This is a genomic window from Actinomycetota bacterium, from assembly GCA_030774015.1.
GTDB lineage: Bacteria > Actinomycetota > UBA4738 > UBA4738 > JACQTL01 > JALYLZ01.
In genome coordinates this window covers 1-13634 of record JALYLZ010000070.1, presented here as the reverse complement: position 1 = coordinate 13634, position 13634 = coordinate 1, and the positions used below count along the sequence as shown (strand labels likewise).

General features: G+C 66.7%; 17 protein-coding genes. 4 read left to right on the top strand and 13 right to left on the bottom strand.

Features of this window, described 5'->3' with window-relative positions:
* Nucleotides 1-271 precede the first annotated feature (271 nt).
* Both M3Q23_07125 and M3Q23_07120 read left to right on the top strand, forming a co-directional pair.
* A complete protein-coding gene (locus M3Q23_07125) occupies nucleotides 272-1039 on the top strand; it encodes a DUF2182 domain-containing protein (protein ID MDP9341867.1) in 768 nt (255 codons plus the stop codon).
* A 22-nt stretch (nucleotides 1040-1061) separates the two neighbouring features.
* Entirely contained in the window at nucleotides 1062-1685 is a 624-nt protein-coding gene (locus M3Q23_07120; protein ID MDP9341866.1) for a DUF1326 domain-containing protein, read from the top strand.
* Nucleotides 1686-1808: 123 nt separating this feature from the next.
* On the opposite strand, the gene M3Q23_07115 is transcribed toward M3Q23_07120, so the two are convergent.
* From M3Q23_07115 to M3Q23_07055, 13 genes are all read right to left on the bottom strand, one after another.
* Nucleotides 1809-2072, bottom strand: coding sequence for a PRC-barrel domain-containing protein (locus M3Q23_07115; GenBank protein MDP9341865.1), 264 nt, complete (start codon nucleotides 2070-2072; stop codon nucleotides 1809-1811).
* On the bottom strand, nucleotides 2072-2416 hold the full coding sequence (locus tag M3Q23_07110; protein MDP9341864.1) for a hypothetical protein: 345 nt from the start codon (nucleotides 2414-2416) through the stop codon (nucleotides 2072-2074). The genes M3Q23_07115 and M3Q23_07110 overlap by 1 nt, the downstream gene beginning before the upstream one ends.
* Entirely contained in the window at nucleotides 2413-3648 is a 1236-nt protein-coding gene (locus M3Q23_07105; GenBank protein MDP9341863.1) for a divalent metal cation transporter, read from the bottom strand. Before M3Q23_07105 ends, M3Q23_07110 begins: the two co-directional genes overlap by 4 nt.
* On the bottom strand, nucleotides 3645-4073 hold the full coding sequence (locus M3Q23_07100) for a hypothetical protein (protein ID MDP9341862.1): 429 nt from the start codon (nucleotides 4071-4073) through the stop codon (nucleotides 3645-3647). Before M3Q23_07100 ends, M3Q23_07105 begins: the two co-directional genes overlap by 4 nt.
* 102 nt (nucleotides 4074-4175) lie before the next feature.
* Nucleotides 4176-5297 (bottom strand): DNA topoisomerase IB, encoded by a 1122-nt coding sequence (locus M3Q23_07095; protein MDP9341861.1) that lies wholly within the window; start codon nucleotides 5295-5297, stop codon nucleotides 4176-4178.
* A gap of 477 nt (nucleotides 5298-5774) precedes the next feature.
* On the bottom strand, nucleotides 5775-7403 hold the full coding sequence (locus M3Q23_07090; protein MDP9341860.1) for a phospholipase D family protein: 1629 nt from the start codon (nucleotides 7401-7403) through the stop codon (nucleotides 5775-5777).
* A 56-nt stretch (nucleotides 7404-7459) separates the two neighbouring features.
* Complete coding sequence (locus tag M3Q23_07085) at nucleotides 7460-8698, bottom strand: Nramp family divalent metal transporter (protein ID MDP9341859.1); 1239 nt, start codon at nucleotides 8696-8698, stop codon at nucleotides 7460-7462.
* Nucleotides 8699-8993: 295 nt separating this feature from the next.
* Nucleotides 8994-9239, bottom strand: coding sequence for a DUF6458 family protein (locus tag M3Q23_07080; protein ID MDP9341858.1), 246 nt, complete (start codon nucleotides 9237-9239; stop codon nucleotides 8994-8996).
* Nucleotides 9240-9754: 515 nt separating this feature from the next.
* Nucleotides 9755-9925, bottom strand: a complete 171-nt coding sequence (locus M3Q23_07075; protein ID MDP9341857.1) for a CsbD family protein — start codon at nucleotides 9923-9925, stop codon at nucleotides 9755-9757.
* Nucleotides 9926-10128: 203 nt separating this feature from the next.
* Nucleotides 10129-10305 (bottom strand): hypothetical protein, encoded by a 177-nt coding sequence (locus M3Q23_07070; GenBank protein MDP9341856.1) that lies wholly within the window; start codon nucleotides 10303-10305, stop codon nucleotides 10129-10131.
* Between the two features lie 49 nt (nucleotides 10306-10354).
* Nucleotides 10355-10921 carry a hypothetical protein gene (locus tag M3Q23_07065; protein ID MDP9341855.1) on the bottom strand — a complete coding sequence of 189 codons (567 nt, stop codon included), beginning with the start codon at nucleotides 10919-10921 and terminating at the stop codon, nucleotides 10355-10357.
* A gap of 164 nt (nucleotides 10922-11085) precedes the next feature.
* A complete protein-coding gene (locus M3Q23_07060) occupies nucleotides 11086-11421 on the bottom strand; it encodes a hypothetical protein (GenBank protein MDP9341854.1) in 336 nt (111 codons plus the stop codon).
* The gene (locus M3Q23_07055; protein ID MDP9341853.1) at nucleotides 11414-11821 is read right to left on the bottom strand and encodes an STAS domain-containing protein; all 408 of its coding nucleotides are present in this window, start codon (nucleotides 11819-11821) and stop codon (nucleotides 11414-11416) included. The genes M3Q23_07060 and M3Q23_07055 overlap by 8 nt, the downstream gene beginning before the upstream one ends.
* A 145-nt stretch (nucleotides 11822-11966) precedes the next feature.
* On the opposite strand from M3Q23_07055, the gene M3Q23_07050 reads away from it, so the two are divergent.
* Together M3Q23_07050 and M3Q23_07045 are read left to right on the top strand one after the other, a co-directional pair.
* Nucleotides 11967-12107: a hypothetical protein gene (locus M3Q23_07050; GenBank protein MDP9341852.1), complete on the top strand. Its 141-nt coding sequence runs from the start codon at nucleotides 11967-11969 to the stop codon at nucleotides 12105-12107.
* Nucleotides 12108-12474: 367 nt separating this feature from the next.
* Nucleotides 12475-13326 carry a class I SAM-dependent methyltransferase gene (locus tag M3Q23_07045; GenBank protein ID MDP9341851.1) on the top strand — a complete coding sequence of 284 codons (852 nt, stop codon included), beginning with the start codon at nucleotides 12475-12477 and terminating at the stop codon, nucleotides 13324-13326.
* Nucleotides 13327-13634: the final 308 nt, after the last annotated feature.

Genomic DNA, 13634 nt, shown 5'->3' with positions numbered 1-13634 from the left:
CGATTCCGAATGAAAGACCCGCTGGCTGACGGCGAAGCACGTCGGGCGTTCAGTTTAGCTTGGGCAGCGGCACGTAGCTCACCACCTGTGTAACCAGGTCTGGGTGAGCCTACGTGCCCATCCCGTCACTTCTGCGGAAGCTGCGGTCCGCGGAACGCATCCGGGGGCGGCTTTCCGTTCGACAAGCCAAGTTCGACTGGTTAGGGTTCTGCGGATGTCGGCCACGTTGCCCTCCGTTCGGACTGGGCCCACTCCCTGGCCGACGCATGCCATGAAGCTGTCCATCGCCGCGATCCTGGCTTCCCTCGCGGGCCTCTCTGCGCTGTCGTGGGTGGTGACGGCGAACCGGGCGGGTGGCGGGAGCATGGCGCCGGGAGTGGCAAGGCTTGTGGGGGTCGCCAACGGCATGTCTATGGCTGCCATGTCCGCCCCGCTGTTCATCGGGATGTGGCTGACCATGATGGTTGCGATGATGTTCCCGTCCGCGGCGCCTATGGTGGTGGCGCATGCGCGGCTGTCGCGGTCCCGGCGGCAGGGGCCGCTCGCCGTTCCGGTCTTCGTGGGCGGCTATCTCCTGGTGTGGACCATCGTCGGGGTGGCGGTGTTCGGTCTGTACCGTGGGGTCCTCGTCGTCGCGCCCCGGATGACGCTTCGGACGGCGGCGATGGCTTCCGGGGTGGCGTTCGCCGGCGCCGGGGTTTTCCAGCTGTCCCGCCTCAAGTCGATCTGCCTGTCGCACTGTCGCTCGCCACTGTCGTTTCTCATGCGCTGGCGCAGCGGCTTGTCGGGGGCGCTGCAGATGGGGCTCGAACACGGAACGTTCTGCCTGGGGTGCTGCTGGGGGCTGATGGTGGTGTTGTTCGCTGTCGGGCTGATGAACCTGGCGTGGATGGGGCTGATCGCCACTTTGATCTTCGTGGAGAAGGTCGCGCCGTTCGGCCCACGGATGGCCAGGGGAACCGGCTTCGCCCTGATCGGTGTGGGAATCGCGATGGCACTCGTCCCCGCGCTGTTCGCGTCGGGGCTCATGGGCGGCTGAGGCCGCCGGAAAGGAGAGACTAGTGGCCTACAAGATCACCGGCCAGTACCTGGCCAGTTGCTCCTGCAACGTGATCTGCCCATGCCCGGTGGACGGCGTCCCGAACGACCCGGCCGGGAAGGGCGAATGTCGCGGGGCGGCCGTCTTCCACATCGACGGAGGAACCCTCGACGACATCGATCTGTCGGGCGTCACCTTTGCCTTCTACAACCTGTTCCCGTCGAACCTCACGTCGGGGAACTGGAAGGTGGGGTTGGTGATTGACGAGGGCGCCTCCGACCAGCAGGCCGACGCGCTTGGCAAGATCCTGTCGGGAACCGAGGGCGGCCCCTTCGGCGACCTCGCCGCCCTGTTCGGAGAGAACCTCGGAACGGAGCGGGGCTCGGTGACGTATTCGGACGGTGACCACCCTTCAGCGTCCGTCTCCGGAAAGACGGAGATCAGCTTCGAGCCGTTCACCGCCCCGGATGGCTCCCCCGTCACGGTGAAGGGGGCCATGTACGGCTTCGCCCCCGAGTACCAGGTGGGGCGCACCACGGGGAGCTCGAACGCGTTCGGCCTGTCGTTCGACCCCAACTACGGCGAGGCCGCGGCCTTCGAGTTCAGCAGCGAGATGGACCCCGAGGCCGTCCACGGAAGGATCTGAGCGCGAAGCCCGGAACGCCATCGGCCCGAGGGCCCGGCCGGGCCCGCTGGCATTCCCTTCCTCGGAGGATACCTACCTAGGAAAGAGCCAGAATCACGTCAGTGTAATTTTGACAGGCTGTGCCTAGCCGCGGACGACTACCTCCGACCCGACGCGGACGACCCGCTCCCAGGGGATGATGGGGTGGCCGTGCACCTTCGTCTGTCCCGGCCCGCCGCTCCCGCGCGTGCCGACGCCATAGCGCTCGAGGATGCCGAGCTTGCCGGCGACCAGGCCGATCACCCGCAGGCGTCCTCCCACGAGCTCTCCGCGTACGTCGTGGACGTGGCCCAGCCGCTGGCCGGACTCGCTCACGACCTCACGGTTGAGGAGCTCCGACAGACGCATCAGGATCCCGGCACCTTTCCGACGAGGCGCGCCCAGCGGTCGGCGCCGCGGTTCAAGCGCAACTCCGCCGCGGGGCGCTTCAGGGTTACAACAGATGTGACGGAGTCGACCTCGGCCCACGGCACGTGGACCGCGTCTCCCGAGAGGCGGGCCGCGAGCCTTCCGAGGAGGCCGCGAGAGCGCCACGCGTTGCCGCCGACGAGGATCTGCACCACCTCAGGCGAGTCGCCGTCGAGACCGGCGATCTCGAGATCATCGACCTTCCCGCAGTTCTGGCCGTCGCCGTCGACGAGCTGGTGATCGAGGATGCTGAGGGCGATGTCGACATCGGTGACCTTGCTCATCCCTGCCCTCCGTTCGTGAGCAGCATCAGGGGGATGGCCGCGACGGCGATCACGAGGATGAGTAAGAAGTAGAGGACGCCGAGGAAGTTGGCAAGCTTTCCGTTCACCTCCGCACCCATGTATGCGTGGTCGTTGGCGATGAGGAGGATGGGCAGGTAGGTCAAGGGCAGCGCCACGACCGAGAAGATGACCGAGTACTCCGTCAGCTTGACCGGGTCATAGCCGGTCATGACGACCAGGAGAGCCAGGGCGAAGATCATCAGCCACGAGAGGGTGAAGCGTGGGGCATTGGCGGGTCGCTCCTTCTTGCCCCACCTCCAGCCGAAGAACTGGGCCAGATTGTACGCGCCAGCGAAAGAAGTCTCGATGGCCGCGCCGCCGACGGCGAAGAGGATGCCGACGAGGGCCAGCACCAGGCCCACCTGCCCAAAGGCATGCTCCGCGGCCAGCGCCGGGGTGCCCAAGAACTGCGGCGAGATGCCCTTTGGCAGGAAGAGGACGCCGGCAACGATCATCAGCGCGAAGGAGAGGAAGCCGCCGAGCGCGTAGCCGATGATCGCGGTCACCTTGTTCAGGCCGAGATCCTTGAGGCCCCAGCGATCCTCCACGACGCCCGAGGAGTAGAAGTAGACCTCGTAGGGAGTCATGGCCGCTCCGAGGAGCCCCACCACGAAGTAGAGGTAGACCACCAAGCTCCCGCCGGAATGGGACCCGGGGACGAACCCGTGGGCGACCTGGCTCCACTTGGGGTGGAGCTTGATCGCCGCGACGGCGAAGACGAGCAGGCAGAGGCCCAGATAGCCGAAGACTCGCTCTATCCACCTGAAGGGCAGCACCCAGGAGCTGACGGCGAGGCCCAGGACCGCCAGCGGGATCAAGAGGCGGTAGGGAAGGCCTGAGAGGAGCTGGAGGCAGATGGCGACACCTCCGATCTCAGCCGCGCACGTCATCAAGTTGACGACCTCGGAGGCGACCAGGGTCGCCAGTCCCGCACCGAAGCCGGTCCGCTCGCGGACCAGATCGAAGACCGGGCGCTTGGCGATCGCCGAGACGCGCCCGCACATCTCCGAGTAGACGATGATCCCGGCGACTCCGATCACGACGACCCATAGGAGCTGGAAGCCGAAGGTCGCTCCGGCCTGCGTGTTGAACACGAGGTCGCCGATGTCGACGAACCCGCCGATGGCCGAGAAGATACCGAGAGCGACGGCGAGGATGTTCTTCCAGCTCACGTAAGGCCCGTGCCGATCTTCTCGATCGCCTGGGCGGCGGCCCGGAGCTCACCGGCGAGGGCGCGGTCCTCGTCCCTGGAGGCAATGCCGAGGCGCTCGAGGTCGGCGCTGACTTGGCCAGCGAGGACCGCCAGCTGCCGAAGCTTTGGCTCGAGCGCGGGCTCGGTCTTGGCTGCCTTCAGAGTGACCTCTGCCAGGGACGCGGCCTTGGAGAGTTCGGCGACGTGCTCGCGAATGTAGATGCGCGTCGTCCTGCCAGAGGCGGCGTCCTCGGCCAGAAGCGCTCCCTCGGCGGCTTCGGATTGCAGCGACTTCGACAGCTGAGAGATCGACTTCGCTCCCAGCTGGCCGTTCCTGCTGCAACCCGCGCCGACGAGGGCCAGGATCACCCCCAGGCCGAGCATCCGCTTCAGGGGCAGCGACACCCTCCAATCTTCGGGGCTCGGGGCGGGTGACCTTCCCCATCTCGGCCTCGCCATCGCCATCTCGGCCTCGCCATCGAGCCAGCAGCACGGTGACGTGCCGCGTCATCTGGTCAGGACCCCCGCGCCGCTCTCACTGTGCAGCCGCCGCTGCAGGAGCGCAAGTACGGCTGCCTCCTCGGGCTCCAGGCCCTTCAGCGAGCGTGCCATCTTCTGCGCACGCTCCCTCAAGGCCTGGAGCATCGAGCCATCCATGTACGCTTCGAGTACCGCCGGGTGCACATAGCACTTCCGGCAGACCGCTGGGGTGTTGCCCAGCGTCGCCGCCACCTTCTCGATCGCGCGCAGGATGTTCTGTTTCGCCTGCACCTCGGAATCGAAAGCTTCGAACTCCTCCAGCGCCCACGCCGCGGCAACGGTCCCTGCCCAGGTTCGGAAGTCCTTGGCCGTGAAGTCCTGGCCGGTGATCTCCTGCAGATACTCGTTGATGTCCGATGATCCGATGTCCCGGACCTCACCATCGTCGTCCACGTATCCGAACAACTCGTACCCGGGGAGATCCTGACAGCGCTGCACCACGCGGGCTAGCCGCCGGTCGTTGAGCCCCACGCGGTGCGTCTTCCCAGCCTTGCCCCGGAACCGAAACTCGATCCTCGAGCCCTCCACGTCGACGTGGCGGTTGCGCATCGTCGTCAGGCCGTACGAGTCGTTGTCGCGTGCGTACTCGTCGTTGCCCACACGGATCAGCGTCGCCTCGAGGAGCCGGACCACGGCGGCCAGCACCTTCTCGCGCGGGAGCCCTGAACTGGCCAGGTCCGCGTCCGTCCGTTCGCGGATCAGCGGCAGCGCCAAGCCGAACGCGACCGTCCGCTCGTACTTGCTGGCGTCCCTGACCTCACGCCATCGTGGATGATAGCGATACTGCTTGCGGCCACGGGCATCTCGGCCGGTCGCCTGGATATGGCCGCCAGGGTTCGGGCAGATCCATACGTCGGTCCACGCCGGCGGGATCGCGAGCGAGTGGATCCTGGCGCGCATCTTCGGGTCACGAATCGTGTGGCCTTCGGCGTCACGGTACTCGAACCCCCTCCCGCGCCGCCGCCGCATGATCCCGGGGCTCGCGTCGGATACGTATCGAAGGCCAGCATCACGAGCCGAGTCGGCAGGATCAGGCGTCGCGTTTGCCGACTCTTCGCGGTCGAGTCTCGCTGCGGCTCCAGCGCTCATGACGGTACTTCTCTACCCTGAAGATGCCCAGGCAGCGCTCGGAGGCCCAGATCAGCCTGCGGATGGTGCGCCGCGTGCGGTTCCTCGCCCCCGGGGGCAAAGATGCGTCGATGCATCTTCCTCCCACCGTCGTGCGCCCTCGGGCTCCGCACCACTTCGGCCCGTCGAAGGCGTCCAGTCCCGGATGGCTTCACCGAGTCGGACGAGCACGGCTGCGCCTCCCGCGAACTCCAGGAAGCGCAGGTACCAGTGCTTGCGAAGCACGGGGAGTCGAAAGACCAGCGGCAGGGCAACGATCAGCAGCCAGGCACCCCGATGTCGGAATCGCTCTCCAGCGAGGGAGGCGAGGAACTCCAAGGCCCGATCCCTGAGCTCGGACCGATGGAGGTAGGTGGCGCTCGAACATCATCCCCAACGGTACCCCTTCCCAACGGGTCCGGGAAGAACACGCAACCAGGGGTCGAGTTGGATGGAGATTCAGAAATGGCGGGCTCGTTTGAGCTTGGTAGGACGACCATCAGGGTCGATCAGGATCCGGTAGGCAGGAGCCGCCCACCGGGCCGTCCAGGGACGCACGGGTTCGGTCACGTGCACCCGGACGCGGCCGGGTGGCGGTGGTCCCTTCCGGCCACCGCCGTGCCAAGCATCGCGGCCGAGAGCAAGTCGCCGCCAGGTCTCGAAGCCTTGAGCTGGATCGAGCAGGTGGGCATCGGCAGCGTCGCGGCCCAGATGCTCCCGCCAAAGCTCGAGACGAAGTTCGCGCGCGAACACCCGAGCACCGTCGCCCATCCCGCCAGGGTCGGTGGGAGATCTCGCGTCCCGCCTCGAATCCAGCACCGCACAGGAGAGTTCCGAGTCGTGCGTCCAGGATCGACGGTTCAAGTTGTCCGAGCCGACGGTGGCCCAGACATCGTCGACCACGCAGACCTTCGCGTGCACGTAGATCGGGAGTCCCTGGTCATTCTCCAGGTCATAGAAGGCCACCCGCTCTCCGCCGGCCTCGCGGAGGCGTTTCAGGGCAGCCTGCTGTCCGATCCGGTTGGGGGGCCCCGACAGCAGACCGTCCGAGTCGGGGAACCGGGGTACCACCGCGATCAGGCGCAGCTCCGGCGAGCGCTCCAGCGCCGCGGCGAGCACACCCGAGATCTCATCCGACCAGAGGTACTGGTCCTCCAGGTAGATCAGCGAGCGAGCCCTGCGGAGGGCCTTCATGTAGGCGCGGGCCACGCTGCGTTCTCCCTGGGGAGCGAACGGGAAGGGAGGACGTTTGGCCGGGTAGGTCCGAACGACCTGCACGGCGAGGGAGCCGACCGCGCCGGGATCGGCAGGCATGGGAGGGAGCGGTCGCGCTCGGCGAGGCCCCCTGCCGAGCCGGGCCAGCCGCGCCCGCCACGGGTTCTTGTGATCAAGCGGTGTGGGATCCTCCCAGCGTTCACGGAAGGTCTCCGCGATGTCTCCCACGGCCGGCCCACGGATCTCGAGCTGGACGTCGTGCCAGGCAGGGCGGGGACCGTAGCGCTTGTCCAGGACGATCGCCTGGGGATCACCGTGATGGTGCTCGTCGTCGGCCCGGCCGTGGCAGAGATCGATCCCCCCGACGAAGGCGACATCATCGTCGGGATGTTCGAGGTGATGAAGCAGGACGAGCTTCTGATGGTGGCACCCCGCCCTGCGGACCCGCTCGTCCATCAGGACTTCCCCGCCTGCTTCGTTGACCACCTTCCCGAGCTCCTGGTTCTCCTGCTCGCTGAACTTCCCCTGATCGGGATGGGAGCGCCACACGAGTCCCCGGACGGCGATCCCTCGACGTGTGAGGCTCCCGAGAAACGGCGCCAGCTCGGTGCCCGGACCTCGGAGCCGCTGGCCGGGATCGCCTCGCCAATCGGTGAAGTAGACGCGGTCACCCGCCGCGAGCTCGGATAGGCAGTCGTGGAGCCTGGCGAAGTACCTCGCGCCGTGGACGAGCGCCTCGACGAGGTTCCCCTCCGTCCAGGCACGGCCATCGACGTGCCGCCGATCGATCCGGGTGGCTGGATTCCCACGCTGCTCCGCCAGCAGGAACCACTGAGCGAGAGCGTCGTCGCCGTGCACGGAGCTGGTCCCCATACGCGACGCTCTAGTGACCTGAGGCGATGGCTGAGCGCTCATTTCTGATCCGAAGCTCACGTCACGCTCGGCAAGACCAAGGCGACCGCGGCGGCGGCCATGACGGCCACCGTCACCCAACCCAGGATCGATGCGAGGCGCCCGTTGCGGTAGGTGCCCATCAGGCGTCGATCCCCTGAGATCAGCATGACCAGGATGAGGAACGGGGCGGCGATGAGGCCGTTGATCGTCGCGACGATGACCAGGAGCTTGATCGGGTTGACGTGCACCAGGCTGAGGGCCGCACCCCCGATCGTTCCGAGGGCGACTAGGCCGTAGAACACCGGGGCCTTGCGGATCGAGCGAGAGAAGCCCCACTCCTTGTGCAACAGGCCCGACATCCCGGCTGCCCCGGCTCCTGCTAGGACCGGGACCGCCAGGATCCCCGAGCCGATGAACCCGAGAGCGAACAGCGTGGTGGCGAATCGGCCGGCGATGGGGGTGAGCGCACTGGCGGCTTGGGCAGCGCTTTGGATGTCGTGCTGGCCGTGGGTGGCGAGCGTCTGAGCGGTCACTACGATGATGGCCCACATCACGACGTTCGAGAAGGCCATCCCGGAGAAGACATCCATCCGGCCGGACCGCTGCTTCGCCCGAGCGCTGCGAGGGGTATGCTCTTTCAGCGTCACAGCGCGGCTCCCCCCTTCGGGTGCGTCCCGCAGTTCCTCCATCCGATGGGCGCTCTGCCAGAAGAACAGGTAGGGGGAGATCGTCGTCCCGAGCACCGCGATCAGCAGGGCCACGTACGCCCGGGTCAGGTGCAGGTGGGGCACGAAGGTGTTCGCCAGGATCGTGCCCCAAGAGGCGTGCACCAGGAACACCTCGACCACGTAGGCGAGAAGGGCGAGGCACAGAAGCTTGAACGCCCGCGCGATCATGGAGAACGATCCGCCCACGACGGCCACCGTGATGAGCACGCCCGTGAGCAGGGCCCAGAGCCAGCTTGGCCCCGCGTGAAGGAGGTTCATGCCGCTTCCCACCGCGACGAGGTCTGCCGCGATGTTGAGGGCGTTGGCCGCCACCAGTGCGGCGAGCAGCACGGCCAGCAGCGGGCGCGCCCGGCGGGAGAACCGCTTTACCGCGAGCTCGCCGAGCCCCTTCCCCGTCGCCAGGGCCGTGCGGTCGCAGATCTCTTGCACTGACGCCATCAGGGGGAAGGTCAACAGTGCCGCCCACAGGAGTCCGAAGCCGAACTGCGCCCCGGCCTGCGCGTAGGTGGCGATACCGGAGGGGTCATCATCGGAAGCGCCAGTCACCAGGCCCGGTCCGAGAGCCCGCAGGTAGATCCTCCAAAACGGACCACTCGAGGCCCGAGTGGTATCCACCAGGGAGCGAGATTGGGCGGCGGTCGTTCGCTTCGCCTTAGGCATCCGGTGTGACCTCGCCCGTGACGCCAGCCTCAGAAGACGAGGTGACCGAGCAGGACCCCGACCAGGTGGGGCCCCACCACGAGCATGACGCGCCGTCGATCAAGTGCACCGACTCCAGCGACGATGAAGACGCCTGTGCGCCCCGGGGCCCTCCGCGTCCTCAGGTCTGGCAAGGAAGAACCTACGTGTTCCAGTCGCTCCGCTGCTCGGTCCGATCTTGGCCAGCGGGAGTTTCCCGGACGTCCGTTTGGGTCGTGCTTCGACTCCTGCCCCCCAGAGCAAGAATGAGCACGCTCAGGACGACGACACCGATCCCGACCAGGAGGAGAATGATGCCTGCCTGGTGGATGTCGAATCCGTGGGTCGTCGCGGTCACGGCGTATCTCATGATGGCGCCTACCACCACCAGCACGATGCCGAGCGCCATCAAGCCAGTGCCTGCACCCCTGTTCATGGCACTCCTTCCTAATTCCTCGCCTCGCTCCTAACGGCATGCGGGAGTACCGCTACCTCACTTGTCGACGCAGCACTTGTGATCCGCTGATTCGGCCCGGTGCTGCTCAGCCGTCCTGGAGCCGTCGCAGCACATCTCTACGTGGACCGTGTCATCGGCCTCCGGCGGCCCCAACTCGGTGGCTGGGTCCAGCACGACCACCCTACCCGGAGGATCGGGAGCTCCGTCCGGGGACGTGGTAGGCCACTCGGCTCCGTCCGGAGACGGAAGGACCATCTCAGGCGTGTCTTCCTCTGCGGTGTCTTCATGTACTGACATTTCGCCCCTCTCTGTGTAGGGCTACTGGTTCATCGCCGATGGCGGCTCAGGTTCTGAGCCCGTGTTCGGGGCCGGGCGCCGCGGCGCATCGGTACCTCTGAGTAACCTCAATTTGCCCACTCCAACCCACGAAGTTCGGCCCCGTCGGTCCAGACGTGTCCCGCGAGTGGCTAGTTCTGGCCGATCACACCCTTCGCCTTGTCGATGCCCTCGCTGACCTTTCCCTTGACCTTCGCGCCGACCCTGTCCGCCCGCCCCCGTCGCTTGAGGGCTCTGTTGCCGGTCAGATCCCCGGCGGCCTCTTTCATGCGACCCTTGGCCTCGTCCGACTTCGCTCCCATCGGTGCGGCTCCTCTCCTCGCTTCACTCACGTCCGGTCCGGTCCCACGCAGACGCCTACGCCCGCCGCACCAGCCACACGATGACCAGGATCACCACGATCAGAACGATGATCCCGGGGACCACGATCGCGCTACCGAGCATGTCGTCTCCTCCTTCCGTGCCTCAGGTGCAGCGACCGGACCCGCCGGGCGCGCGTGGGTGGCTACTTGATGTGGAGATTGATCCCGAACAGGACGAGGGGCCAGAGCAGGACCGCCAAGACTGCCGAGGCGATCGGCTTGAACCCGCTCACGTGCGAGAAGTAGTGGTGGGAGTTCGCCACGATCACGCCGATGACCAGGTAGACGACGGTCAAGAGCAGCGAAAGGACCTTCCCCATGACTCCCCCGTTCACTCCACGTTGCAACGATGCTCGTCACCTGGCTCCCTCAGCCGGCCACCTCCGGGGGGCGAGCGGCGTCGTCCGGCACGACGAGCAGTTCGTCGAACAGCGATCGATAGTGCACGAACGCTTGCCTGAGATCCTCGGTGCTGGCCTTCCCGTGGTCGTTCGCCATCGAGATGGCATGCGCCGCCCGGTAGTCCTCCACGACATGCGGCAGGTCCACCGAGATGTCGGCGGAGCGCTGGTCGAAGTCATCCATCGGGTAGCCCCGGTCGCGCATGACGGCCGAGACGAGCCGGTCGGCCTCGGTCACGGCCACACCGGGCTCATCGACGAAGCGGCCCTGGACCTGCACCCACGAGGCCGAGTACCGGTCGCGCGCCTCGGGCGCGAGCGGCCGGATGTCAAGGCCCTCCCGTCGCGTCTGCCTGGCCGCCAGTTCAGACTCCGCCTTGCGCCGACTCCCTGCCTCCGCCTTCGATCGTTCGTACTCGGGTCCGAACGCCTCCTTCAGTTGCCCAGTGCGCCGCTTTGACGCCAGGCGCCACACGATCGCGGCCACAGCAAGGACCACGACGAGCGCGACGATCACCCATATCAGACCAGACATCAGCTCCACCTTTCCTCTCTCAACGCGCTCATCGGCAGGAGGGAGGGAGCGGGGCCTCCGCCCCCACCCGGGCCCTCACCCTCCGCCCCGTTGCGGGGCCGGTTCTCCAGCTTCACCATCCAGCTCGCGTCCCTTTCCGCGCGGCAAGTGATTCGTCTGCTCGACTAGCGACGGGGATTGGTTGCCCGGGCGATCTTCGCGCCGGCCCCGAAGAACTTCTCGACGGTGGCGAATCGTTGGTTCTCGAAGAGCACCCGATCGATCTCGGGGTTCTCGTGGTTCAAGGCGATGGCGAACCGGACTGGCACGGCCCGCACGGCCTCGTATTCCCTGCGTGTCAGGCTGATCGGCTCTGTGCATCGAGGGTCTGAGCACTCACAGAGGTACACGCCGATGGGACGGTCCGAACCCAGACGGGCGTCGTTCGCCTCCTCCGTCCACTCGTTCATGTCCCGGAAGACGGTCTCGTTCGTCGCCTCCTGCTCCCGCCAGTCAGACATGGGCTTCCACAAGGGCCGCAACGGTCTGACCTGCCCGGTGGGTTTGGCTTTCGGTGAACTTGCCGAGCACGCTGACGGCCTCCTGTTCGTCCAGGAGGAACTCCGTTCGGGTCAGCTGAAACAAGCGCCGCGCGCGGGCGCTCGCTCCGATCAGGATCAATCGGCGCCCGTTGGTCGTTGCACGCTTCCGTGCGGCGAGGAGTGCACGCAGAGCTGAGCAGTCGAGGAAGGTGAGCTCGCGCAGGTCGAGCATGATCGCCGCGACCCCATCGCTCTCGATGAGCGCCACGTGATCTTCCAGGACTGGAACCGTTGCGATACCGAGCTCGCCCGACAGGGCGATGCTGGCGACGCCGTTCCGCGATTCGGTCCGGGCGGTGAACTGCGGTGCGAACCCCACGGCTCCTCCCCTCGGCGGGGGGGTCGGCGCTCGCGCGCCGGTCCGGCTCGGTGACCGTGGGTCGGGGCCCTGGACCCGCGCGAACCGTGGAGTTGGGGTTCGGCCCCTGGAGCATACTCCTTTTGCTCTCCATGTGAGCTGAGGGGTGGTGCTAGCATCCGCCGTGGGGTTCGAGGGGTCGATGGAGAAGGAGATCATCACCCGGCTGCGCGTCCTGGTCGCCGATGGACCAGGAGTGCGTCTCGATGACGTCACTCGCACCGTGGCTGGTTGGGCCACGACGTGATCGCTCGGGAGTCGTCCCTCCCGGATGTCGCGCAGGCGGTCGCCTGAACGGGGGCCCACAGGGTCTTTACGCGCGCCCACAGCTCATGAAGTCTACTTACTGAAAGGGATGCGCCGGGGAGGCTACGCTATGAGACCGGGAGCACCTCCGGGAGGAATCGAACTCCTGACACACGGTTTGGTCACCAAGGACCCGGTGGATGGGGGCGGCGCCTGCCGGGGCACTCGCCTATGTGGAGTCCCAGGACTAGGACGCCTTCCCCGAGCCGCGCTTCCTTCGGGCGAGTCTTGATCTGAGGCCCGGACTGGGAGAGGTTTTGCGGCGGCGGCGCGGGACCGGCCGCCGCGCCTGAGGAAGGGAGCGTCGGATGGACCACTTCGTCGCGGTGGTGGCCTCGAGAGCCACGGCGGAGACACCGCCCAGCAGAGCTCAGGAATTCGAGGCGTTTCTCCGCTCCCTTGATCTGCCAGAGAACGGACTCACGTACCTGGAGGAGAGCATGGCTCGTCTCGTACAGACCCTCATGCGCGTCCCCCCTGGAACGAAGTCAGACAAGGTCCTCGAGCTGGGGGCCTACATGCAGATGACACCTGCCTTGGGACGCCTGCTCGAGTATGGAGAGGTGCGTGGCGCGTACTTCGGTCCTCTTGGCCAGACGGACTCCAAGATCTCGACGATCGACGGCAGGGCGATCTTCCGGTGCGAGGTGGACCTGTTCGACGTGGAGCGTGACCGCTTCCCGTATGACGATGGCAGGTTCCAGACGGTCCTCGCCTGCGAGATCATCGAGCACCTCGTCCTCGATCCCATGCATATGCTCCTCGAGATCCGACGCGTGCTCAGACCAGGCGGGACCCTGGTGCTGACGACGCCCAACGTGACGAGCTTCACGTCGGTATCCCGGGTCCTCACCCAGAGCGGGAACCCACAGGTGTACTCGCAATATCCGAACCCTGGGGGCGAAGGGCGGGAGAGCGAGACGCCGCACGTTCGGGAGTACGCTCCGGGAGAGCTACGCGAAGCTGTGGAGTCGGCCGGTTTCGAGGTCATCTCTCTCGTGACTGCGCGGGTGGGCTCTTTCGACGCCCAGGACGTCGAGGCGTTGCTGAGGGCGAACGGCTTCCCTGGAGAGTTGCGCGGTGAGCAGATGTACTGCATCGCCCTCGCCAGGCCGGATCGACCGGTGACGCGATATCCGTCGTTCCTGTACGACGCCTGAATAGCTCGGGCCTCGGGATCACGGAGATCGTCCTCTTCGGCTCGGAAAGGACGAGGTCGCTCGGGTCGGGGGAACTGGCGCGCACGCTCAGGCTCGCCGTCCCAGATAGACGGTCAGAAGGACGGGCTTCTCCCGCCGATGGACCCTCAGCACCCGGCGACGGCTTGTTCTGGCCCCGGTTCTGACGAGTGGGCTATTTCCCGCGCGAGACCTTGCGGGTGAGGTTGCCGGCGGTGTCCTGCACCGAGCCCTTCGCCTTCTGCACGGCGCCCTTGGCCTCCAGGCTCCGGTTCTTGGTTGCCTTGCCC